Below are 23,314 nucleotides of genomic sequence, written 5' to 3' on the forward strand. Positions count from 1 at the left end.
CTTCTTCCTTCTCTCGGGCCAACGCCGACGAGGGCGATGTCGGGTGCTGAGCCGGGACGTGCCGTCAGCGCCGTCAAGGTGGCACGAATGCGAGAAGGAATTAGTACGACAAGCCGATGAAAAGCCTGATTCACCTGCTTGAGCGGTCCATTACGCCATTTGCGGGAAAAGTCTATGCCTCTTCTTTACTCTGAATTACGATCTATTTACAGAGCGCAACAACCGAGCGCTCGGGCATCCCGCCGCTGTACGCCGTGACCCACGGCCGCGAACCGCCCCCGTCCAGCGGGGGACCGACCATGACCGCGACCGCGCAGCCCCGGAGGAGACGGGAAAACATGTCTGCCTGCGTCCCCGCCCGTGCCGATTCGGCCCGAACCGAACACGTCCATCCACCGCACAGCCCGCCGCCCGGCGGCCCCCGGCGCTTCCGCGTCGCGGGCGCCGACCTGTCGGCCTCGATCGCCGTCTTCCTGATCGCCCTGCCCCTCTCCCTGGGCATCGCCCTCGCCACCGGCGCCCCCCTCCAGGCCGGCCTCGTCGCCGCCGCGGTGGGCGGGATCGTCGCCGGCTGGCTCGGCGGTTGCCCGCTCCAGGTCAGCGGCCCGGCCGCCGGACTCACCGTGGTCACCGCCGACCTCATCGTGCGCTACGGATGGCGTACGACCTGTGCCATCACCGTGCTCGCCGGCCTCGCCCAGCTGGGCCTCGGCTGTCTGCGCGTGGCGCGTTCCGCGCTCGCCGTCAGCCCCGCCATCGTGCACGGCATGCTCGCCGGCATCGGCGTCACCATCGCCGTCGCCCAGCTGCACATCGTCCTCGGCGGCACCCCGCAGAGCTCCGTGCCCGACAACCTGCGGGCCCTGCCCGCCCAGCTGGCGAGCCCCAGACCGGCCGACCTCGCGGTGAGTGTGCTGACGCTGTCCCTGCTGCTGCTCTGGCCGCGCGTCCCCGGCCGGGCCGGGCGGCTTCTGGGCAAGCTCCCCGCCGCCCTGATCGCCGTCGCCGGCGCCACCGTGGTCGCGGCCCTCGCCGGGCTCCGCCTGCCCAAGGTCGACCTGCCGTCCTGGAGCAGCCACGCCTTGGCCACGCTGCCCGAGGGCCCGGTGCTCGGACTCGTCGCGGCCGTCCTCACGACCACGCTGGTGTGCAGTGTGCAGTCCCTGCTCGGCGCGGTCGCCGTGGACAAGCTGGCCGCCGCCCGGCCCGGGCTGACCGGCCGCGTCAAGCGCTCCGACCTCGACCGCGAGCTGCTCGGGCAGGGCGCCGCCAACATCGTCTCCGGGTCGCTCGGCGGACTGCCCATCGCCGGTGTGGCCGTGCGCAGTTCCGCGAACGTGGCCGCGGGCGCCGTCAGCCGGAACTCCACGATGCTGCACGGCGTTCTCGTAGTGATCGCCACACTGCTGATGGTCCCGGCCCTGGAGCTCATCCCGCTCGCCGCGCTGGCCTCCCTCGTCATGGCCGTCGGCCTCAAGATGGTGTCGTTGAACCACATCCGCACGGTGACCCGCCACCGTGAGGTGCTGGTCTACGCGGTCACCACCTGCGGCGTGGTGTTCTTCGGCGTCCTGGAGGGCGTCGCGCTGGGCATCGCCGTCGCCGTCGGTGTCGCCCTGCACCGCCTGACCCGCACCCGGATCACGCACGACGAGACGGAAGGAGTCCATCACGTACACGTCCGAGGCCAGTTGACGTTTCTCGCGGTGCCGAGGCTCAGCCGGGTCCTGCACCACGTTCCGCAAGGTGCGGACGCCGTCGTGGAGCTGGACGGCTCGTTCATGGACCACGCGGCGTACGAGACACTGCAGGACTGGCAGCGGACGCACACCGCGCAGGGCGGCTCCGTCGACATCACCGGCCGCCGGCCCGGCACCCGTATCTCCGAGCCGGCCGACCTGGACGGCTGCCGCTGCCGCCCCTGGACGCCCTGGCGCAATCACCAGTGCGAACCCCCGCGGCCGGCACCCACGCAGTCGGCATCCCCGCCCGGCACGGACCGGCAGGAAGCCGCCGGCGAGAACGCCGACGCGGCGACCGGTCCGAGCGGACCCAACGATTCCACCGGACCCGACGGACTCAACGGACCCAACGGACCCAACGGATCAGCCGGATCAGCCGGACGGCACGACGCGCCCGGCACGAGCGGCAAGACCGGCAAGACCGGCGGGAACGGCACAACCGGCAAGCTCGACGCGCCCAGCAGACCGAACAGCCCCAACGGGCCCAGCGGACGGGAACTGGCCCGCGGCATCAGCGCGTTCCAGCGCAACACCGCCCCGCTGGTGCGCGGTGAGCTGGCCCGGCTGGCTCGCGAGGGGCAACAGCCCTCCCAGCTGTTCCTGACCTGCGCCGACTCGCGGGTGGTCACGTCGATGATCACCTCCAGCGGCCCCGGAGACCTCTTCGTCGTGCGCAACGTGGGCAATCTCGTGCCGCTGCCCGGCGAGGAGAGCGGCGACGACTCGGTGGCCGCCGCGATCGAGTACGCGGTGGACATCCTGAAGGTCCGGTCCATCACGGTGTGCGGGCACTCCGGTTGCGGGGCCATGCAGGCGCTGCTCAGCGCCGAGCCCGGCGGCGCGCAGACCCCGCTCAAGCGGTGGTTGCGGCACGGGCTGCCGAGCCTGGAACGCATGCCGGAGGACGAGACGTCCCGGCCCCGCCTGGCCGGACGCCGGTCCGCCGACGCGGCCGAGCAGCTCTGCCTGGCCAACGTGGTCCAGCAGTTGGAGCACCTGCGCGCCCACGACGCGGTGTCCCGGGCGCTGGGCGCGGGCGACCTGGAGCTGCACGGCATGTACTTCCACGTGGGCGAGGCCCAGGCGTACCTGCTCTCCGAGGACGCCGGGGACGGGGTGTTCGAGCTGGTGCTGGAGACCGACCTGACCGCCTGAGCTACACGGCGGGCCGAGGCGCGGGGAGTGTGAGGGGTGTTACAGACCCTGAACCCCGCGCCGTCGGCGTCCGTGGGTACGGATGACCACTGGCCACGAAGACAGGCGATCGCCAGACAGGTCTAAACCAATTGCCCGTCGACCCTTGTCACCGGCCCCCCGGGTCTGATGAGCTGTGGCCTGGGACACAACGGACAACCCTGAGAATGGGAGATGTCGTGAGCAACGAATCCTTGGCCAACCTGCTCAAGGAAGAGCGCAGGTTCGCGCCCCCCGCCGACCTGGCCGCGAACGCCAACGTCACGGCGGAGGCGTACGAACAGGCCAAGGCCGACCGGCTCGGCTTCTGGGCCGAGCAGGCCCGTCGGCTGAGCTGGGCCGAGGAGCCGACCGAGACCCTGGACTGGTCGAACCCACCGTTCGCCAAGTGGTTCAAGGACGGCAAGCTCAACGTCGCCTACAACTGCGTGGACCGGCACGTGGATGCCGGGAACGGCGACCGGGTCGCCATCCACTTCGAGGGCGAGTCCGGCGACAGCCGCACCATCACCTACGCCCAGCTCAAGGACGAGGTCTCCAAGGCGGCCAACGCCCTGCTGGAGCTGGGCGTGCAGAAGGGCGACCGGGTCGCCGTCTACATGCCGATGATCCCGGAGACGGCGATCGCGATGCTGGCCTGCGCCCGGATCGGCGCCGCCCACTCGGTGGTCTTCGGCGGCTTCTCCTCGGACGCCCTCGCCACCCGCATCCAGGACGCCGACGCCCGCGTCGTCATCACCGCCGACGGCGGCTACCGGCGCGGCAAGCCGTCCGCGCTCAAGCCGGCCGTCGACGAGGCCGTCGAGCGCGCGGGCATCGTCGAGCACGTGCTCGTCGTCCGCCGCACCGGCCAGGAGGTCGCCTGGGACGACTCCCGCGACAAGTGGTGGCACGAGACCGTCGACCGGCAGTCCGCCGAGCACACGCCGGAGGCGTTCGAGGCGGAGCACCCGCTGTTCATCCTGTACACGTCCGGTACAACGGGTAAGCCCAAGGGCATCCTGCACACCTCCGGCGGCTACCTCACGCAGACGGCGTACACGCACTGGGCCGTCTTCGACCTCAAGCCGGAGACCGACGTCTACTGGTGCACCGCCGACGTCGGCTGGGTCACCGGGCACTCGTACATCGTCTACGGCCCGCTCGCCAACGGCGCGACGCAGGTCATGTACGAGGGCACCCCGGACACCCCGCACCAGGGCCGGTTCTGGGAGATCGTGCAGAAGTACAAGGTCTCCATCCTCTACACCGCGCCCACCGCGATCCGGACGTTCATGAAGTGGGGCGACGACATCCCCGCGAAGTTCGACCTGTCGTCCCTGCGCGTCCTCGGCTCGGTCGGCGAACCGATCAACCCCGAGGCGTGGATCTGGTACCGCAAGAACATCGGCGCCGACGCCACCCCGGTCGTCGACACCTGGTGGCAGACCGAGACCGGCGCGATGATGATCACACCGCTGCCCGGCGTCACCGAGGCCAAGCCGGGCTCCGCCCAGCGCGCGCTGCCCGGTATCTCCGCCACCGTCGTCGACGACGAGGCCAACGAGGTGCCGAACGGCGGTGGCGGTTACCTGGTCCTCACCGAGCCGTGGCCGTCGATGCTGCGCACCATCTGGGGCGACGACCAGCGGTTCATCGACACGTACTGGTCGCGCTTCGAGGGCAAGTACTTCGCGGGCGACGGCGCCAAGAAGGACGACGACGGCGACATCTGGCTGCTGGGCCGCGTGGACGACGTGATGCTCGTCTCCGGGCACAACATCTCCACCACCGAGGTCGAGTCGGCCCTCGTCTCCCACCCGTCGGTCGCCGAGGCGGCCGTGGTCGGCGCGGCGGACGAGACGACCGGACAGGCCATCGTGGCCTTCGTGATCCTGCGCGGCACGGCGGCGGAGACCGAGACCCTGGTCGGCGAGCTGCGCAACCACGTCGGCGCCACCCTCGGCCCGATCGCCAAGCCCAAGCGGATTCTGCCGGTGGCCGAGCTGCCGAAGACCCGCTCCGGCAAGATCATGCGGCGCCTGCTGCGCGACGTGGCGGAGAACCGGCAGCTCGGGGATGTCACCACCCTGACCGACTCCACCGTCATGGATCTCATCCAGACGAAGCTCCCGGCGGCGTCCAGCGAGGACTGAACCGCCCGCTCCGAGGGCACCCGGCGAGAACCGCGCCGGGTGCCCTTTTCATGCGAAGTGCCCCATTACGCACCGTCATGGAGATCACCCGGCACCCTCGCCGCAGTTTAGGTAGGCTAAGGAACGCGTAAGAGACTCAACAAGATCCTCGAAGAAACCCCTCTCGAAGATCCTCATGGTGTGCCGGGAAGTCTGGTCGGCAAGCGTTTCGTGCTGCCCACCGACCGGAGGTTCTCCCCGTGACCGCGCCCCGCACCCCCCGCAAAGCCTTCGGACGCCTGTCCCTCCCGGAGCGGAACTACGTCGCGGAAGCGCTGCGCACCGAGACGGTCGGCGGCGTCCTGCTCCTCGTCGCCGCGGTCGCCGCGCTGGTGTGGGCGAACATACCGGCGCTGAGCGACAGCTACGAGAGCGTCAGCCACTTCCACTTCGGTCCCGAGTCCCTCGGCCTGGACCTGTCGGTCGCGCACTGGGCCGCCGACGGACTGCTGGCGATCTTCTTCTTCGTCGCCGGCATCGAGCTCAAGCGCGAGCTGGTCGCCGGTGACCTGAAGGACCCGAAGGCCGCCGCGCTCCCCGTGGTGGCGGCGCTGTGCGGCATGGCCGTACCCGCGGTCGTCTACACGGTCACCAGCTCCGCGGGCGGCGGCTCCCTGGCCGGCTGGGCCGTGCCCACCGCCACCGACATCGCATTCGCGCTCGCCGTACTCGCCGTCATCGGCACGTCCCTGCCGAGCGCCCTGCGCGCCTTCCTGCTGACGCTCGCCGTCGTCGACGACCTGTTCGCGATCCTGATCATCGCGGTGTTCTTCACCGAGTCGCTCAACTTCGCCGCGCTCGGCGGCGCGGTCGTCGGCCTCGGCGTCTTCTGGCTGCTGCTCCGCAAGGGCGTACGCGGCTGGTACGTGTACGTCCCGCTCGGCCTGGTGATCTGGGGGCTGATGTACAACAGCGGCGTCCACGCCACCATCGCCGGCGTCGCGATGGGCCTGATGCTGCGCTGCCACACCCGCGAAGGTGAGCGGCACTCCCCGGGCGAGCACATCGAGCACCTCGTGCGGCCCCTGTCGGCGGGCCTGGCCGTGCCGCTGTTCGCGCTGTTCAGTGCGGGTGTCGCACTCTCGGGTGGTGCGCTCGCCGACGTGTTCACCAAGCCGGAGACCCTCGGTGTCGTGCTCGGGCTCGTGGTCGGCAAGACGCTCGGCATCTTCGGCGGCACCTGGCTGACGGCACGCTTCACCAAGGCCTCGCTCAGCGACGACCTGGAATGGGCCGACGTGTTCGCGGTGTCGACACTGGCCGGCATCGGGTTCACCGTCTCGCTGCTCATCGGCGAGCTGGCCTTCGAGGGCGACGGTGAGATGACCAGCCAGGTCAAGGCCGCCGTACTGGTCGGCTCCCTGATGGCGGCGCTCCTGGCCACGGTGCTGCTGAAGGTGCGGAACGCCAAGTACCGGCGTCTGATCGAGGCGGAGGAGCGCGACGAGGACCTCAGCGGTATCCCGGACGTCTACGAGGAGGACGACCCGGCGTACCACCTGCGCATGGCCGCCATCCACGAGAAGAAGGCCGCCGAGCACCGCCGGCTCGCCCGGGAGAAGACCCAGGAACGCCACGGGCTTGCCGAAGTGACCGGCGGGGCAGGCGATGAGGGCGACCGTCCGGCATGATCTGACGGGACGGTACAAAAGACGGACCGTACGCGGTCGGGCCGCAGCAGGCGGGCAGCACACGACAGCCACGGAACCGTACGCAGATGAGCCAGCAGAAGAGGGAGACCGCGATGAGCGCACCCGACGGCAGCCCGGTCGGCACCGAACGCAGCATCGGTCAGCTGTTCGCCTCGGCGACCACCGACTTGTCGGCGCTCGTGCACGACGAGATCGCGTTGGCCAAGGCGCAGCTGAGGCAGGACGTCAAGCGCGGGGCGACGAGCGGCGGCGCGTTCTCGCTGGCCGGTGCCGTTCTCCTGTTCTCGCTGCCGATGCTGAGCTTCGCGCTGGCCTACGCCATCCGGACCTGGAGCGAGTGGAACCTGGCGGTCTGCTTCCTGCTGTCCTTCGCGGCGAACGTCCTCCTCGCCGCTCTCCTCGCGCTGATCGGCATCGTCTTCGCGAAGAAGGCCAAGAAGGGCCGCGGCCCGCAGAAGGTCGCCGCGTCCGTGAAGCAGTCGGCGGGTGTCCTGCAGAACGCCAAGCCGCACCCGCGGCCGGAACTGCCCGCGGACCGGTCCCCCGAAGCCATCGAGGCTGTGGCACGCTCGTCCTCATGACGGGCTCCTCCATCCCTTCGGGACAGTCCCCCTCGGGACAACCCCCTTCGGGACACCCCCCTTCGGGGCACTCCCCATCGGCGCAACAACCCACCTCGGTCGTACGGCACGACATCCCGGGCGGGCACGAGGTGACCCACCGGGACGTCGCCGCCAACGGCGCCCGCTTCCACATCGCCGAGCTGGGTGACGGGCCGCTGGTGCTCCTGCTGCACGGCTTCCCCCAGTTCTGGTGGACCTGGCGGCACCAGCTGGTGGCCCTCGCGGACGCCGGTTTCCGCGCCGTCGCCATGGACCTGCGCGGCGTCGGCGGCAGCGACCGCACGCCACGCGGCTACGACCCCGCCGGCCTCGCCCTCGACATCACCGGCGTGATCCGCTCGCTCGGCGAGCCGGACGCCGCGCTGGTCGGCCACGACCTGGGCGGCTACCTGGCCTGGACGGCCGCCGCGATGCGGCCCAAGCTCGTACGGCGGCTCGCGGTCTCGTCCATGCCGCATCCCCGGCGCTGGCGCTCGGCGATGCTCGGGGACGTCCGTCAGACCCGGGCGGGGTCCTACATCTGGGGCTTCCAGCGCCCCTGGATCCCGGAGCGCCAACTGACCGCGGACGACGGCGCGCTGGTCGGCCGACTGATCCACGACTGGTCGGGGCCGCGCCCCTTGGACGACGAGGCGGTGGAGACCTACCGCCGGGCCATGTGCATCCCCTCCACGGCCCACTGCTCCGTCGAGCCGTACCGCTGGCTGGTGCGCTCCCTGGCGCGTCCGGACGGCATCCAGTTCTACCGCCGTATGAAGCGGCCGGTGCGCGTGCCGACCCTGCATCTGCACGGTTCGCTGGACCCCGTGATGCGGACACGGAGCGCGGCCGGGTCCGGGCAGTACGTCGAAGCGCCCTACCGCTGGCGGCTGTTCGACGGTCTCGGGCACTTCCCGCACGAAGAGGATCCGGTCGCGTTCTCCACCGAACTGATCAATTGGCTGAAGGATCCCGAACCCGATCGGTGACCGAACGAACGCTCCCGGTATCCGAACCGGAACGCTTGTCCTATGAGCGGCCACTTGCCCGACGCATAGGCCAATTGGGGGCCCTGAGAACGGTTATCGACCTTCGGGTGGGGGCACACGTCCGGGTATGGGCTGGACGCACGACTACAGTGACGTAGCACGCGACGGCCGCTCCACGAGCGGCGTGAGCAGCACCCACCGACGAGGAGGCCCCCCGCAACTGGCGGGTGCGGACCTACGGGTGGGCATTCCGCGCATCCTGCGCCGCCGGGCCCGCTGGGTCTCCGTGCGCCTGCGCCATCCACGCGGCGTGAGCTGACCGGGCCGGTGCCCGCCCGACTCGCGCCACCGGGTCGCCGTTCCTAGGTCCTGTCGTCAAACCCCCGTCGTCCGCCCGGAGGGCGGGCCTCGCGGCGTCAGGTGCGTGCTCTCGGCGCGCGGGGCCCTGATCCTCGTACTGGATGTACTTGGGTCAGGGCCCCGTGCGGCGAGAGTGCGTGCATGGCGTCGCGAGGCAGACGGGAGTTTGACGACAGGGCCTAGAGGGCGCAGCTGTCGCTGTCCACCTGCTGGTTCGCGGTGCGGCCCTCGGCGATGTCCTCGCGGATCTCGTCCACGGTGAGCGCGTAGCCGGTCTCGGCGTCGTCCAGGGACTTGGCGAAGACCACGCCGTAGACCTCGCCCTCGGGCGTCAGCAGCGGTCCGCCGGAGTTGCCCTGACGGACGGTCGCGAACAGCGAGTAGACGTCGCGGCGGACGGTGTCGCGGTGGTAGATGTCCGGACCGTTGGCCGTGATGCGCCCGCGCACGCGCGCGGCTCGGACGTCGTACGCCCCGTTCTCCGGGAAGCCCGCGACGATCGCGCCGTCGTCGCGGGCCGCGTCCTCGTCGGTGAACCGCAGCGCGGGTGCGTTCAGTTCCGGCACGTCCAGTACGGCGATGTCGCGCCGCCAGTCGTAGAGGACGACCGTCGCGTCGTACTTCCTGCCCTCGCCGCCTATCTGCACCGTGGGCTCGTCGACGCCGCCCACGACATGGGCGTTGGTCATGACGCGGCGGTCGGCGAAGACGAAACCGGTGCCCTCCAGGACCTTGCCGCAGTCGGCGGCGGTGCCCATGACCTTGACGATGGAGCGCTTGGCGCGGGTGGCGACCGGGCTGTTCGCCAGCGCCGGGTCGGGCGGCTGGACTTCGGGGATCTGCTCGTTGGAGAACGGGCTGAAGACCTGCGGGAAGCCGTTCTGCGCGAGGACGGAGGAGAAGTCCGCGAACCAGGTGTCGGCCCGTGCGGGCAGTGCCCTGGAGACGCCCTGCAGCACGGTGGAGCTGCGGACCTCCTTGCCGAGCGTCGGCAGCGTGGTGCCCGCGAGGGCGGAGCCGATCAGCCAGGCGACCAGGAGCATCGCCACGACGTTGACCAGGGCGCCGCCGGTGGCGTCCAGGGCGCGGGCCGGGGACCAGGTGATGTACCGGCGCAGCTTGTTGCCGAGGTGGGTGGTCAGGGCCTGGCCGACGGAGGCGCAGACGATGACGACGACGACCGCGACGACGGCGGCGGTCGTACTCACCTCCGCGTTGTCCGTCAGGGCGTCCCAGAGCACCGGCAGCAGATAGACGGCGACGAGACCGCCGCCGAGGAAACCGGTCACCGACAGGATGCCGACGACGAAGCCCTGGCGGTATCCGACGATCGCGAACCAGACGGCGGCTAGCAGCAACAGGATGTCCAGCACGTTCACTGATTCAAGCCCCGCCTTGTCGTCCTACGCTCACACCGGTCACCCTGTCATGACCGCCAGTCCAGCGGGACCTGCTTCTCCCTGTCCCAGGGCCGCTCCCAGCCCGCGAAGTGCAGCAACCGGTCGATGATGCCGGCGGTGAAGCCCCACACGAGCGCCGATTCGACCAGGAATGCCGGGCCTCGGTGACCACTCGGATGAATGGTGGTGACCCTGTTGGCGGGGTCCGTGAGATCCGCCACGGGGACGGTGAAGACGCGCGCCGTCTCGTTCGGATCGACGACACCCACCGGGGTGGGCTCGCGCCACCAGGCCAGGACCGGTGAGACGACGAAGCCGCTGACCGGGATGTAGAGCTTGGGCAGGACGCCGAAGAGCTGCACGCCGGCCGGGTCCAGCCCGGTCTCCTCCTCGGCCTCGCGCAGGGCGGCCCGCAACGGCCCGTCGCCCTGCGGATCGCCGTCGTCCGGGTCGAGGGCGCCGCCCGGGAAGGCCGGCTGACCGGCGTGCGAGCGCAGGGAGCCGGCCCGCTCCATGAGCAGCAGCTCGGGGCCGACACCGGCCGCGCCCTCACCGAAGAGGATCAGGACGGCGGACTGGCGTCCGGCTCCGTCCTCCGGCGGCAGAAAGCGGCTCAGCTGGTCGGGGCGCACCGTCTCGACGGCCCGCACCACCGGGTCCAGCCAGCCCGGCAGGCCCTCCTTGCTGAGGATCCCGCCCCGGATGTGCCCCTGTGTGTCGCTCGCCCGCGTCATAGCCACCCCCGTTCTGCCGATTCCAACGCCCGAGGCCACCGAGATCGTTCCGTCACCCGGCCGCCCCCAGCGGCGGCGCCGGTTTCCCGCCCGCGTCCAGATAGGCCTGCGGGGGGTTCAGACGCTGACCGGGGAAGCCGCCCTTCTCGTACTTCAGCAACTTCTTCGCCTTCTCCGGGTCCGTCTCGCCCTCGCCGTACGCCGGGCAGAGCGGGGCGACGGGGCAGGCGCCGCAGGCGGGCTTGCGGGCGTGGCAGATCCGGCGGCCGTGCCAGATCACGTGGTGGGAGAGGTCCGTCCAGTCGCTCTTGGGGAAGAGCGCGCCGACGGCGGCCTCGATCTTGTCCGGGTCGGTCTCGGCGGTCCACTGCCAGCGGCGCACCAGGCGCTGGAAGTGCGTGTCCACGGTGATGCCGGGGCGGCCGAAGGGGGTTTGCACATTAGCACCATGGTCCGCAACTCCCGCTCGGCACGCGTCACATGCGCACGCGTTGCCCATCACGACGAACGCTGTCTTACGGCCGACACCAGGGAGTTTCACCATGTCAGCGAGGGTGCGCGGCACCATGCCGTCATGGTCGGCCACGATGGCGGAGGCAAGCCCCGTGATGCTCCGAGTCTTGGCCCGGAAGAACCCCGTAGGACGGATCAAGGTCTCAACGTCGGCGGGGTCGGCACCGGCAAGATCGGCGGGCCGGGGGTACTTGGCGAACAGTGCCGGGGTGGTCTGGTTCACCCGTAGGTCTGTCGTCTGCGCGCTGAGCACCGTTGCGACCAACAGTTGCCACGCGTTCACGTAGTCCAGTTCGCAGTGTGCATAGGGGTAAACATCGGCTAGAGCACGGTTGATCTTCCGTGCCCGCCGAACCAGCGCCGTACGGGTCTCTTCCGCCATGCTGACCAGCCTACGGGCCCCGCTCATGCGCCACGGGGGAAGCACACGAACGGGGCCGCCGAGGGGGTTCTACGGCCCGCCGACGATGGGCACGGGGTTGTCTGGCCGGTCCAGCCAAACCCGCTCCCCCGCGCTGTCCACGGTGAGCCCGAACCGCTCGAATCCTGGCCGGTCGTTCTCGTCCCACCAGAGGTAGGCGGCGACCACCTCATCCCACAGATTCCGGGGGCCGGATTGGTAGACCTCGAATTCCTCGCGGCCCGGCTCGTAATCGACAGTTGCCCATGACGTGACAGCCGTGTCCCGCAGCCACAGCGTGTAGGAACCATCGTCGTACGTCTCGGCCCACGGGAAAGCCTCGGGAACCTGCACACCGATTGCGAACATGACGGGCCAGTCCCCCACCGATTCCGGGGAAATGCTGGTCATGCTGAGTCGCCCGTCCGCTGGCCACTTATGACCGCCGAGATATTCACGGACGTGTTTACGCTCGGTGCGCTGAGCACGTAGCCGCATGAATGCCGAGGACCCGAGGAACCACCCCGTAGCCGTTCCGTCCTCGGCCACAGCGAGACGGGCCACAGCTTCCCCGCCGTACGTCGGTCCCCACGGCGCGACGATGAGCCCGCCCGGTTTCGTCTGCGCGACCCATTGCCGGGGCACGCTGCCGATTGAACACGTGGCAATCACCCGGTCATACGGCGCACCCTCGGCGTACCCCTCGGCCCCGTCCCCGATGATCGAGACGGGATCGAATCCGGCGTCATTCAGGCGCTTACGCGCATCCCTCGTACTGGTCTCGTCCACCTCAACCGTGAACACATTCTCCGAGCCGACGCGGTGACACAGCAGCGCGGCATTCCAACCGGTACCGGTCCCGATCTCCAACACCCGCTGTCCGTCCTCGACGTTCAGCGCGTCCAGCATCGAGAAAACCATAGTCGGCATGGAATTGGAGCTAGACGGAACCTTGCCCTTTCCGGGCCCGGTGAACGTTCCGTCATCCCATTGCGTCGTAATCGGCGCATCACGATAGACAGCCGACCACCACACATCCGGTTCTTCGCTGCGGATTACTCGGTCATCCTGTCGGTTCATTCCAGCGCGACCGGGCCAGATCACATCCGGAATGAACAGATGACGGGGCACCGCGTTGAACGCGGGCAACCAATCGCTTTTCAGCGCCCCTTTTTCCATGAGCGCGGAGGCGAGCCCCTGTGGACCCGCCCCCTCTGTGCGTTCGCTCATCGGCGCGGACTCACTTACCGTCCGCCGGGCCCTGGCCGTCGTTCGTGTTGCCGCCCTCGTCCGACCCGCCCCCGCCGTGCTTGTTGCCGCTGTCGCTGTCGTCCTGTCCACCGTCGGCCATCGTGAGCCACCAAGCACGCATTTCGATACCTCCTGATTCAGCGAACCGACACGCAATTACGCATCGGCGGTAATCCCGCCCCCTGCCGGAAATCGAATGAAAGACGGGGGAGCCTTCAACTCTCATGCGTCAGCAGGGGACGGAGTCTATAGACGGCCAGTAGCGGCCAGGGTCGGAATTGCCGAGGACAGCGCGGCGACGACGAACACGAACACGGACCATCCGAACCGGCGAGCGCGCCTCACGGGTTGCCCTTGAGCGGAACGCAGTTCGGGCACTCGTCAGAGTGGAACGGGGACGGGGGGTGTGTCGGTCCGGGGAGGTAGACCACGCCGGAACGCGTATCCAGCGCACCGCCGTACTGATCCCACCAACCGGCCGGAGAACCCGCGTACGGGCTTGCGGGGCCATCTATGAGGCTGACTAGCTCAGGCTCGGGGAGAGGCCGCGTACGGCGCTTCTGACGCTTCACAGGGGCGCTCACTTGTGCGCGTCCCCCAAGTGCAGCCGCAAGCGCACGTTGCAGTCACTCACGCCGGACGCGTTGCCGTTCGCTTGCGCCCGGTCCCGGTCGTGAGCGATCACGTCGCAACCGGCGCACCCCGGAACGGGCTTGGGGTCCGGGTCAAGCCTCACAGGGAGGTCTACGGGGTTCTCCTGAGTCGTCCGCGTCGTGGTCCTCATGGTCACCGTTCCGCTCGGTCCGTCTCGTCCGCTGCGTGTGATGCCTCAGAGAATCGCCAGTGCGGGCCGCGCACCACAGCAGAAAGGCCGCACTCCTGCCGCACCCTGGCCGCACTGGATACGCTGACCAGGGCAGACGGGCATTCCCGAGAGGAGACCGGCCACGATGACCAGCAGGCGGCGGAGGTTGGCGGAGCGCCGGAAAGCGTGCGGGTACAACCAAGAGGAATTCGCGGAAGCGGTCGGCGCTGATCGCTCTACGGTCCAGCGCTGGGAAAGCGGAAAGACTGACCCGCAACCCTGGCAGCGACCGAAGATCGCAAAGGCGTTGTCGGTCACGTCAGCGGAACTCGACGCGCTACTAGTCCCGGACGCCTACGCCCCGCCGAAGTCGCGCACAGCTTGGCTTTCTGACGCACCGTCAGATAGTGACGACGAATTCGACGCGCTCGAATTGGCGCGGCGTGTATCCGCTAGCGACGTGGGCAAGGAAACCCTAAGTCGTCTAGAACACGCATTCGATGAACTCGCGATGAAATACCCGGTGTCACCGCCGCAAGACTTGCTCGAAAGAGTAAGGAAGCATTCCGCTTATGTCTCACATCTGATGGATGCGCGTATGACCCTTGGGGAACAGCGCCGTCTTTACGTGGTCGGCGGATGGTTCCAACTCTTGGGGGCCACGCTGCATATCGACCTGAACCAGGAACACGCAGCCACGGCCCGTTTGCAGACAGCGGCCACCCTCGCGCAGCACGCAGACCACCGCGAAATTGAGGCGTGGTGTTACGAGACTGACGCTTGGCGAGTGCTCACCGATGGCGACTACGCACGCGCACTAGAACTGTCCCAGGTAGCACAGGAGTTGGCCCCTGCCGGAACGTCGGCTGCGATTCAGGCGACAGCGCAAGAGGGACGCGCGAGAGCCCGACTCGGGGAAGGGCCCGAAACCTACGCGGCTATAGACCGAGTTCAGCGCATGTCGGCCGTGATGGTCCCACGTAAGGGCACTGAGCATCACTATCAGTACGACCCCGGTAAAGCGCTGGCTTACACAGCGACGACGCTTGCCTGGGTCGGAGATCCCGCAGCCGAGGACTACGCGCGTCAGGTAATCGCGCGACTCGCCCCCGCTGACGATGTGGAGAAATGGCCGCGTCGGGTGGCGTCCGCGAACATTGATTTGGCGCTGGCACTGCTCGGCGGTGACCGACTAGATGAGGCGTGCAACGCAGCACAGCGAGCCATACTGTCCGGCCGCATCGTCCCGTCGAATCACTGGCGTGCACTGGAAGTCGTCAAGGCTGTCGAGCGGCGACAGCTCCCGGAAGCGTCAGACCTGCGAGAGGCGTACCAGGGATTGAAAGCACTCCCGAGCGGGAGCTAGAGAGCCGAAGCGCCTACGAATCACAGGTGCCGAAAATCCTTGGTATCACTGGGCAAGCGGCACCCTGGCACCCCACGCCGGCTGAGATACCCGCCTTTCTTTCGAAGGTGCCCCGCAAACGCAAAGAACCCCCGACAGTCCGAACCCACAGCGGGGCCGGTCCATCGGGGGTCTAGCTCCCCGTAACGTTACGGGGAGGTCATCGTGTGCCGCAGTTGCGGGGGTGGCCGTCGATACGTACGCGGCCCGGTAGTCGGGGTTCGTCGGACTCATCAGCGGGCCGGACGATTGGCAGGCTGCGCAGGAATCGGTAGGCAACGAATCCGGGGCCAGCCGGGGCGTCCGAGGGTTCCCACCCATGCGGCCCGAGGACAACGCGAGTCGGATTCATTAAGGCCGCCCATAGGCGTTGTATAGCTCCATCACAATGCGGAAACCCTTGTCCGTGGACAACTCCGCTTGCAGCGCATCGGAGAACAGCGCAATGTCTGCTACCGCATCTCTGCCGCTGACGGCTCCCCCGGCGCTAAAGGCAGTGAATGCCTTATGCCAGTACTGGCACCCGAGCGAGCAACAGGCGTGAACCCTATTGGACTTGGGCCGAGGCATAGCCACGCGATAGCACCCGAGACGGCTACAGGTTCGCTCAGTCATCGGCGCTTCCCTTACGCGTGTGACCGGCCACATGTAGGACCGTGCCGGGAGGGTATTGCAGATATTCGGCGTACAGGTCCAGCGCGCGTATGACAGCCTCGCTCGCTGTCTCACACCCGGATAGCTGCTGTATGACAGCGAGGTTCGCGCGGGATTCTTCCGTGTGACGCACGCTTAGCGTCTTCGTCTTTCTCATGCCTCGGGCACCCTTCGTCGTTGGGGTGTGGTGAATGCGTTGCGTGATCGGTGATCGGGTGTCGATATCACCCGTTGTAACGGCGAGGGGTTTGGGCGACTCCAAAACCCGTACACGGAGCGAGCTGCTATACGCTTGCGGTCCGGAAAGGGGTCTAAAGGGGGTCACCCCCCACCCCTTTAGCCACTCTGTGTGACGCTAAGCGCTGTCACCTTGCGTGATATCCGAAGCGAATTCGCAGTGAATCGCAGCGCGAGGAACGCAGCACCAGGACAGCGAGAGCGGGGCCGGTAGTCCGAGGACCGACCCCGCAACGCAAACCCCTAGATCATCCGCGAACTGACAATGCCGTCCCGCGAATAGTGGTTCTGACGGGTCTTATCGATATCGGCCTTTACCCGCTCGGCCGTCTCAATCGCCGTGGCGTTGATATCCCCCATCGGGGCCGTCAGGAACTCCCCGGACAGGAATGGGTCGGTCTCGCCAACCTGCCGAGTAATCGTGCTGATGGCCGTGGATAGATCAGCCTGCAACCAACCCTTGCCGCTGAGCACTAGGTAACCCTGTGCGTCCTCGGGGATATCGAGTAGGCCACCCATCGTTAGCTCATGCAGTACGGCATAACGGCGGCGCGTCTCACCGATAGCACCGGCCGCAGTCTTGAATGCGTCGGCGGCCCGCTTGCGCTGCTTGTTGAACTCGGAAATGACGGCCTTTCGGTACTTACCGAGGAACGCGCGATCCTTCAGCAGCGACTCGTAAGAGGCACGCGCTCGGTAAAGGTCCCGCACGGTCTCTCGGAGGACCAGCGAACACCCCTCTAGGGCCGCGTCAGCCTCGAATACGGCAGCAGCGGTAGCCGGTGCCTTGACGCCCTTTCGCATAGCGTCCGCGTGAGCCTGAGCCGCGTTCTTTCGTGCGTCCTCGGCCTCGGTCTCTAGGTCATTCCAGCGGGCCTCTAGGTCGTCGCAAGCGTCGCTTAGCTCCTGCACCTTTGCCCATCGCTCTACGGCTTCCACCGGAGCAAGGTCACAGTGCCAAGGGTCGGCCGCCTGAATCTGCGCTTCTGCGGTCCAAATGTCCTCGGGCCGTGTCGCGCGGCTTACCTTGGCCTTTAGGGCCTTGATTTCCCGTTCCTGCGGACTGGAAACGTCGTGGTTGAGAATGGTGTAGTTCTTCGGTTCGGTCGTCATTTCTGGTTCCTCTCGGGTGGTGCGGTTTGTCAGCGGCGGGGAATGCGGGAGGCTAGTTCCTCGCCCTCGGCGCGCAAAGCATGATCCTCTCGACTGGAAGACCAATTCAGATCCTCTGCGAGACGTGCACCAAATTCTGGGTCGTCCATGTTTGCCGGGACACGCGGGCGTGGGTTATCTCGCTGGAAACGCCGGTATGCCTTATCCACAATTTCCCATTCGCGGGACTCTTCTAGTTCCCGCTGGTATTCCTCAGCCTCTCGACGCTCGGCCGCTCGCTGCGCCGCCTTTTCCGCGTAGTGGTCGGAATGGTCGGAGCCAACACGCGGGGCCAGCGCACGGGAACGGCGGTCTGCATACTGCCGGTCGGCGGTGGTTGAACCTCCGTCGCCGCCAATCTCCGCCCAACTCCAGGCAGTCATGGGGATTCCTTTCGGGTACGAAAAAGGGCCCCCTCACGCGCTGCGGTCTCTGTCCAGACCAAGCAGCGGGCAAGGGGGCCCAACCGGTGGGAGGTCCGCCGCGACATCGACGCGCGCGAGACTTCAACTCACCGAAGATTCAGGGGGTGTTGCGGGGACAGCCGCAGAGGTTTGCGACCAGCCCGTAACGTTACGGGGAGGCGTGCACGTGAGAACCGGCCGCAGGAGAATACGACCGGCCCCACAGTGATCACCGAGGCAAACCGAGAAGGCCACTAGGACCGTCACTGATCAGAGATCGTGTGGCTTGCGCGGAATCAATGGAATTCCCGGATAAACGCTTGTCGGTGGGCATTCTGTTATTCGATTGAGACCCGAGCAGGCTGACCCCTATCGGAAACGCGTCAGCGCCTCTCTGAGCGCCTATCTCCGGGCCAATGGCCACAGAGACCGGCAGCCCTCTCAGCGGCCCGCAGGCGCGCTCTGAGCGGCCTTACGGAGGCGGTACGCCTTCACCTTGTGAGCGTCACAGCAATAGCGACGGGGACGGCCGACGCCATCCCAACCAGTGTTGTTCTCGCAACCGTTCAACTCGCAGACGGCCGCATAGCGTTCTTCCTCAAGATCCAGCTTGTGAGCCGCAGCGCAGTTCTCATCGCAGTACCGCTGTGTCGGCGTGCGAGGGTCGAAAGCCTCACGGCATCCGGGATACGCGCAGTCACGCCCCCACAACAGTTCCTCGCGCTGTGCGGCGGTCAGTTGTCGCATGCGCTTACGTGCCTGTCGGCAAGCGTTGGAACAGACGGCAGTTTGACGGCCAGACAGCGCACCGCCGCAGACGTCGCAGGATAGGGAAAAGGTCAGCATTCGTTGCACTCCTCGGGGTGTTACGAAGCGTGCTGATGCTGTACCTAGTTCCTCCGAGGCGCTAGAGATTCCTTGTGTCCATGAGGAACTAGGTACATACACACTTCATTACGTAACAGGGATAAGAAAACTAAGAAGAAGAAGAGACCGGCTCACCCCTCCCGCTGTGCACGTTCCTTACGTGCGCGGTACGCGGCCCGGTCCTTGCAGCGGCGGGAGCAGTAGACGGCCGGTCGGCCGATTCCCTTGTCTGGCACGGGGTTTGTGCACTCGGGGCCAGCGCAGCCACCTGCGGGGAACAGCACGGCGTTAACCATCTCCAGTGCTTCCAGTACAGCGGTGTGAACCGTTTCCGCTGTTGGGTGGCCTGACGGGATGGCGGCCCACGCTGCCGACTCGGCGCGCTGAATGGCTCCGCGTATTGCGTCGTAACTCGACTTTCGAGCCGGTCGGTTCCGCGTAAGTCCGTCGTTAGTCGGTTCGGTCATGAGGTGTTTCCTCCAAAGTCCGCTAATGGGATAGGGCGTCCCGCGTAAGTCCGTCGTTAGTCCGCTCGGTTCCGCGAAACGCTGTAGGTGGTTACGCGAAAGTCCGCGTAAGTAGGCCAGAAAAAGTCCCCGCCGAGAGGGGACGGGGACTTTCTCTGGAGGGAGCGACAGAACGTCTAGGCGGTCTTCTCGGCGTATCCGATCAGCAGCGCGAGCCGGGCCGCCTGTAGGTCGGGGGAATTGCCGAGGTTCGCTCGGAAGACTCGGACGAGACGGCCCCGCTTGCTCCGGGGTTCGTCGGCCCATGCGTCCATGCGAGCGCTGAGCGTTTCAAGGTCAAGGGTGTTTGTGATCGGCACCGCGATTCCTCCTCGCTGTTCTCTCCTGGGGGCGGTTCCGACTTCCAGAGATCGTGTGGCTTGCGCTCCCCGTAACGTTCCGAGGAGGTGGCCCAACTGCCGTGCAGCAAAGGCGAGTTGAAAACCGGCCGATCCGAGCCGGCGAGTCCCTTGGTTACTCTGCGTGATGCTTTGGTTACACATTCTCCGTGTGCCTCTCTGACGGCCTTTCCGGGGTCGGTCGGCACCCTCGACCAGCGAGCGGGAGAACGGCGCTCACGCGGCCGTCTGTGGCTTCCTCGGGCCCGTTGTCGGCGAGCACCCCAAACCCCTCGGCGCTGGCCGGTCGGCATAGCCGCTGTGCGGCCGTCTGCGGGCATGAGAAAGGCCCGGCGGGGAGTTATCCCACCGGGCCCTAGAAACCCTCTCAGTGCGCCTTACGCGGCCGTCTCGTCCCCCTCGCTGTCATCCTCGGCCCGGACGAATTCGAGCCGCAATCGCGGGGCCACGTCGTACCCTCCGCGCACTCGGCCAGCGTGCGGGTTGTCCGTCGCAACGATGGTGATGCGTCGGACAAACAACTCAACGAACTTGCGCCGTTCGGAGAGTTCGGCCGTCGCCCACCACGACCCCTTACCCAACGGGTCGCCGTCCTCGGACCCGTCCAGCCAAACGGATAGCGGGAGTTCGGTTGTTTCCGGGTCGGCCAGTTCCTCAAGTCGCTTGTCGGCCGCGCGAATTCGAGCCTCAATCCGACCCTTCTTTTCCTTGAACCGGTCGCGCCCCATCTTCCCCTCATAGAGACCGGCGTCTAGGTCGTCGTAAAGGTCGCTCAGCGCGTTGTTCGCGTCGGCCCGCTCGGTCACCACCTCGGTTCGCTCGGCGGCCGTCTCGGGGTTCTCAATGCTGCGCGAGAACACCCGCGTTGCCTCGGCCACGATCTCCAGTTCCTCGGCGCTGGCCGACCCGCTTTCCACGCTGCCAATCACAGCGAAGATGCGCCGTGCCACGTAGTCGTCAAGGTGGCTTTGCATCACCCGGTTAAGGCCCGAGTGTTCGCCATTCGTCGCAACGGTCGTTCCTCGGGTGCAGAGGTAGACCGGCTTTGCCCCGCTGTTCTGCGCCTTACCGGGCCGTCCGCATTCGCACGTGAGGACCGGCGTACGGGGAGCGCTGCGGAGTCCGGAAAGCAACGACGTTCCGCGCGCCACTCCCTCACCCTGGCCACGGCCCAACAGCCAATCCCGGATGACGAACCATTGTGCCGGTGGAATGATCGGCTCACAGATCATTTCCGGGCGGCCGTCCTCATCCCGGATGATCCGGTATCCCTCTAGCGTGCTGGTTCGGGTGCCGTTCTCCCGAACCTTGTAAATCGGCTCGGCCCGCATACCGGCAATAGCTGGGTTAAGCAGAATCCACTTAAGCGTGCGCACCTGCCAAGTGGAGTTCTTCCGTTCCTTCCCCTTGCGCTGTCCTCGGGTTTGGATTCCCCGTGCGTTCATGTCGTCGCACAGCGCGGAAAGCGTGCCGGGGTTCCGCTGTCCGGGCTTTCGCGTCACCGGTTCGTTCATGTGCTTGAGGATGAGCGCGGCGATTCGGCGGAGATTCCTGGTCTCGGCCTTGTTGTGCACGAGACGCATAAGCGTCAGCTTGCCGTCAATGTACGAAACGGCGTCGAGACCGTACGGGGTCTGTCCCCCGAGCCACGAACCCTTAGCGCGCTGCGCTGCCTTTACGTCGCGCACCTTCTGAGACTTGACGGCCGATTCCTTGTTCACGGCGTCCAGCCGCATAAGGAGGTAGATCAGAGTCATCGTGTCGTTGGGAGGGAACACGCCCTCGCTGACGCTGACGATTGTGATTCCGAGTCGGTGAAGCTCGAACACGACCGGGCCAGCGTCCCGCAATTCACGACGGGAAAAGCGGCTTACGTCGTAGACGATGAGGACGTTGAATGCGCCAGCGCGAGCGGCCTTCAACATTTCCTCGAAACCCTCGCGGTGCGCGTCGGGGTCCCAACCGGAAATGCCAATGTCCTCGTAGTGCCGGACGAACCGCGCGTTGAGTTCAGCGGAACGGGTCTCGTTGGTTGCGCGCTGAGTGAGCGGGGATGCCTCGGTCTTGTTCGTCTTGGCCGAGGACTGTCGTACGTAACTGACGGCCACGGCCTCAGTGATGGGCCGAGCCAGGAAGCTAGCCGGAATGCCAGCGGGGGACGTGTCCAACACGCCTACTCCTAGGGGTCTGGATGGACCCCTACGGGCCACCGTTCCTAGGTAGAGAGGCGTGCGGCTTGCGTGACCGTGGTACCTAAGCGGCTACCCCGTAGGCGTTGCCCACCACGGCCCCGTTGCTGCCTCCCGACCGTAGTACCGGTGTGGGAAACCCGAACGCGTTGCCGAGGACGACGAAGGCGGTCTTGCGGCCCACACCGGGCAGCTTCACGAGGTCTTCGAGGCGCCCGGGGACCTCGCCGCCGAAGTCCTCCGCCAGGGCCTTGGACAGCCCTATGACCGACTTGGTCTTGGCCCGGAAGAAGCCGGTCGGGCGCAGGATCTCCTCGACCTCCTCGGGATCGGCGGCGGCCAGGTCCTCCGGGGTGGGGTACTTGGCGAAGAGGCCGGGCGTCGTCTGATTGACGCGCAGGTCGGTGGTCTGGGCGGACAGCACCGTGGCCACGACCAGCTGGAACGGGTTCTCGAAGTCCAGCTCCGGGTGCGCGTACGGGAAGACCTCCGCGAGTTCGCGGTTGATACGGCGGGCGCGGCGCACCAGCGCGGTGCGCGACTCCCCGCGCGGCGCGCTCGGGGCGACGGTCTTCGCCGGGGCGACGCCCTTGACGGCGGCCGTGGCCTTCTTCGGGGCGACGGCGGGCTTCTTGACGGGCGCCTGCTTCTTGACGCTCTTCTCGGTCTTCTTCCTCACGGCACCCTCCTGCGCAGTCACCCTCTTGGCAGGTGCCGCCTTCTTTGTCGCTTTCGCCGTTTTCCTACCGCCATCGGGGCCCTGTTCGCCCACAGCGGAATCGCGACGTACACCCACCCGCGCAGCCCCCTCGGCCTGTGCTCTCACCGGCGATTTGGACACCCGGCCAGCGTACGGCCCGGCACCGACATCCGCCCCGGACCCCGAAGATCGGCGCCCAATTGGACCCCTGCCGCGTACCCCAGGACACCAGTGCGGCATCCTTGTGACAGATCACACTGTTTGGACTGTCCGGCAAAATGGGCACCACGGACCCCTGGTACACCGGGGGAACATGATCCTCTGAGCCGGTCGACAAGGAGAGAACTCGTGGACGACGTTCTGCGGCGCAACCCGCTCTTCGCGGCGCTCGACGACGAGCAATCCGCGGAGCTCCGCGCCTCCATGAGTGAGGTGACCCTCGCCCGCGGCGACACACTGTTCCACGAGGGGGACCCCGGAGACCGCCTCTATGTGGTCACCGAGGGCAAGGTAAAGCTTCACCGCACGTCCCCCGACGGACGCGAGAACATGCTGGCCGTCGTCGGCCCCAGCGAGCTGATCGGCGAGCTGTCGCTGTTCGACCCGGGCCCGCGCACGGCGACCGGCACCGCGCTGACCGAGGTCAAGCTGCTCGCCCTCGGGCACGGCGACCTCCAGCCCTGGCTGAACGTCCGCCCCGAGGTGGCCACCGCACTGCTGCGCGCCGTCGCGCGCCGCCTGCGCAAGACCAACGACGCCATGTCCGACCTCGTCTTCTCGGACGTCCCCGGCCGTGTCGCCCGCGCCCTGCTGGACCTGTCCCGCCGCTTCGGCGTGCAGTCCGAGGAGGGCATCCACGTCGTGCACGACCTGACGCAGGAGGAGCTGGCCCAGCTGGTCGGCGCGTCCCGCGAGACGGTCAACAAGGCGCTCGCGGACTTCGCCCAGCGCGGCTGGCTCCGCCTGGAGGCCCGCGCGGTGATCCTGCTGGACGTGGAGCGGCTGGCCAAGCGCTCCCGCTGACC

17 protein-coding genes and 1 pseudogene are annotated in these 23,314 nt (G+C 67.4%); 8 read left to right on the forward strand and 10 right to left on the reverse strand.

The window, feature by feature from the left end; translation table 11 throughout:
* Window positions 1–338 precede the first annotated feature (338 nt).
* The 6 genes from RI578_RS18215 to RI578_RS18240 all read left to right on the forward strand — a co-directional run bounded on the left by RI578_RS18215 (window position 339) and on the right by RI578_RS18240 (window position 8,672).
* Entirely contained in the window at window positions 339–2,897 is a 2,559-nt protein-coding gene (locus RI578_RS18215) for a SulP family inorganic anion transporter (protein ID WP_310872053.1), read from the forward strand.
* A gap of 218 nt (window positions 2,898–3,115) precedes the next feature.
* A complete protein-coding gene (gene acs / locus RI578_RS18220; protein WP_310872054.1) occupies window positions 3,116–5,071 on the forward strand; it encodes an acetate--CoA ligase in 1,956 nt (651 codons plus the stop codon).
* Window positions 5,072–5,310: 239 nt separating this feature from the next.
* Window positions 5,311–6,741, forward strand: a complete 1,431-nt coding sequence (nhaA, locus tag RI578_RS18225; RefSeq protein WP_310872055.1) for a Na+/H+ antiporter NhaA — start codon at window positions 5,311–5,313, stop codon at window positions 6,739–6,741.
* Between the two features lie 113 nt (window positions 6,742–6,854).
* Window positions 6,855–7,343, forward strand: coding sequence for a phage holin family protein (locus tag RI578_RS18230; RefSeq protein WP_310875802.1), 489 nt, complete (start codon window positions 6,855–6,857; stop codon window positions 7,341–7,343).
* On the forward strand, window positions 7,340–8,353 hold the full coding sequence (locus RI578_RS18235) for an alpha/beta hydrolase (RefSeq protein WP_310872056.1): 1,014 nt from the start codon (window positions 7,340–7,342) through the stop codon (window positions 8,351–8,353). The genes RI578_RS18230 and RI578_RS18235 overlap by 4 nt, the downstream gene beginning before the upstream one ends.
* Window positions 8,354–8,480: 127 nt before the next feature.
* The gene (locus RI578_RS18240; RefSeq protein WP_310872057.1) at window positions 8,481–8,672 is read left to right on the forward strand and encodes a hypothetical protein; all 192 of its coding nucleotides are present in this window, start codon (window positions 8,481–8,483) and stop codon (window positions 8,670–8,672) included.
* Window positions 8,673–8,892: 220 nt separating this feature from the next.
* On the opposite strand, the gene RI578_RS18245 is transcribed toward RI578_RS18240, so the two are convergent.
* Genes RI578_RS18245 through RI578_RS18265 form a run of 5 tightly spaced genes read right to left on the reverse strand, consistent with a single transcriptional unit; the run spans window position 8,893 to window position 13,132 of the window.
* On the reverse strand, window positions 8,893–10,092 hold the full coding sequence (locus RI578_RS18245) for a MarP family serine protease (RefSeq protein WP_310872058.1): 1,200 nt from the start codon (window positions 10,090–10,092) through the stop codon (window positions 8,893–8,895).
* A 47-nt stretch (window positions 10,093–10,139) separates the two neighbouring features.
* Window positions 10,140–10,847, reverse strand: a complete 708-nt coding sequence (locus tag RI578_RS18250) for a CoA pyrophosphatase (protein WP_310872059.1) — start codon at window positions 10,845–10,847, stop codon at window positions 10,140–10,142.
* A gap of 52 nt (window positions 10,848–10,899) precedes the next feature.
* The gene (gene nth / locus RI578_RS18255) at window positions 10,900–11,787 is read right to left on the reverse strand and encodes an endonuclease III domain-containing protein (RefSeq protein ID WP_399060583.1); all 888 of its coding nucleotides are present in this window, start codon (window positions 11,785–11,787) and stop codon (window positions 10,900–10,902) included.
* A 24-nt stretch (window positions 11,788–11,811) separates the two neighbouring features.
* Entirely contained in the window at window positions 11,812–12,990 is a 1,179-nt protein-coding gene (locus RI578_RS18260) for a methyltransferase domain-containing protein (RefSeq protein WP_310872061.1), read from the reverse strand.
* A 10-nt stretch (window positions 12,991–13,000) separates the two neighbouring features.
* Window positions 13,001–13,132 (reverse strand): hypothetical protein, encoded by a 132-nt coding sequence (locus tag RI578_RS18265; RefSeq protein WP_310872062.1) that lies wholly within the window; start codon window positions 13,130–13,132, stop codon window positions 13,001–13,003.
* 829 nt (window positions 13,133–13,961) lie between these two features.
* On the opposite strand from RI578_RS18265, the gene RI578_RS18270 reads away from it, so the two are divergent.
* Window positions 13,962–15,182, forward strand: a complete 1,221-nt coding sequence (locus tag RI578_RS18270; RefSeq protein ID WP_310872063.1) for a helix-turn-helix transcriptional regulator — start codon at window positions 13,962–13,964, stop codon at window positions 15,180–15,182.
* Window positions 15,183–16,355: 1,173 nt separating this feature from the next.
* Here the strand turns inward: RI578_RS18270 and RI578_RS18275 are convergent.
* From RI578_RS18275 to nth (RI578_RS18295), 5 genes and pseudogenes are all read right to left on the reverse strand, one after another.
* Window positions 16,356–17,225, reverse strand: coding sequence for a hypothetical protein (locus tag RI578_RS18275; RefSeq protein WP_310872064.1), 870 nt, complete (start codon window positions 17,223–17,225; stop codon window positions 16,356–16,358).
* A gap of 29 nt (window positions 17,226–17,254) precedes the next feature.
* Window positions 17,255–17,647, reverse strand: a complete 393-nt coding sequence (locus RI578_RS18280; protein ID WP_310872065.1) for a hypothetical protein — start codon at window positions 17,645–17,647, stop codon at window positions 17,255–17,257.
* A 1,531-nt stretch (window positions 17,648–19,178) separates the two neighbouring features.
* Window positions 19,179–19,361 carry a hypothetical protein gene (locus RI578_RS18285; RefSeq protein WP_310872066.1) on the reverse strand — a complete coding sequence of 61 codons (183 nt, stop codon included), beginning with the start codon at window positions 19,359–19,361 and terminating at the stop codon, window positions 19,179–19,181.
* 416 nt (window positions 19,362–19,777) lie between these two features.
* On the reverse strand, window positions 19,778–21,571 hold the full coding sequence (locus RI578_RS18290; RefSeq protein WP_310872067.1) for a recombinase family protein: 1,794 nt from the start codon (window positions 21,569–21,571) through the stop codon (window positions 19,778–19,780).
* Between the two features lie 151 nt (window positions 21,572–21,722).
* Window positions 21,723–22,430, reverse strand: a pseudogene (gene nth, locus RI578_RS18295) (endonuclease III domain-containing protein); the annotation flags it as partial.
* A gap of 207 nt (window positions 22,431–22,637) precedes the next feature.
* On the opposite strand from nth (RI578_RS18295), the gene RI578_RS18300 reads away from it, so the two are divergent.
* On the forward strand, window positions 22,638–23,312 hold the full coding sequence (locus RI578_RS18300) for a Crp/Fnr family transcriptional regulator (RefSeq protein ID WP_003975365.1): 675 nt from the start codon (window positions 22,638–22,640) through the stop codon (window positions 23,310–23,312).
* The last annotated feature ends 2 nt before the right edge of the window (window positions 23,313–23,314 follow it).

This window comes from Streptomyces sp. BB1-1-1, assembly GCF_031597775.1.
GTDB lineage: Bacteria > Actinomycetota > Actinomycetes > Streptomycetales > Streptomycetaceae > Streptomyces > Streptomyces thinghirensis.

Excerpts from the sequence above, each read along its gene's own strand:
- RI578_RS18215 (WP_310872053.1), top strand. The coding sequence starts at position 339 with ATGTCTGCCTGCGTCCCCGCCCGTGCCGATTCGGCCCGAACCGAACAC.
- RI578_RS18250 (WP_310872059.1), bottom strand. The coding sequence starts at position 10,847 with ATGACGCGGGCGAGCGACACACAGGGGCACATCCGGGGCGGGATCCTC.
- RI578_RS18240 (WP_310872057.1), top strand. The coding sequence starts at position 8,481 with ATGGGCTGGACGCACGACTACAGTGACGTAGCACGCGACGGCCGCTCC.
- RI578_RS18280 (WP_310872065.1), bottom strand. The coding sequence starts at position 17,647 with ATGACTGCCTGGAGTTGGGCGGAGATTGGCGGCGACGGAGGTTCAACC.
- RI578_RS18270 (WP_310872063.1), top strand. The coding sequence starts at position 13,962 with ATGACCAGCAGGCGGCGGAGGTTGGCGGAGCGCCGGAAAGCGTGCGGG.
- RI578_RS18235 (WP_310872056.1), top strand. The coding sequence starts at position 7,340 with ATGACGGGCTCCTCCATCCCTTCGGGACAGTCCCCCTCGGGACAACCC.
- RI578_RS18265 (WP_310872062.1), bottom strand. The coding sequence starts at position 13,132 with ATGCGTGCTTGGTGGCTCACGATGGCCGACGGTGGACAGGACGACAGC.
- RI578_RS18260 (WP_310872061.1), bottom strand. The coding sequence starts at position 12,990 with ATGAGCGAACGCACAGAGGGGGCGGGTCCACAGGGGCTCGCCTCCGCG.
- RI578_RS18230 (WP_310875802.1), top strand. The coding sequence starts at position 6,855 with ATGAGCGCACCCGACGGCAGCCCGGTCGGCACCGAACGCAGCATCGGT.
- RI578_RS18275 (WP_310872064.1), bottom strand. The coding sequence starts at position 17,225 with ATGACGACCGAACCGAAGAACTACACCATTCTCAACCACGACGTTTCC.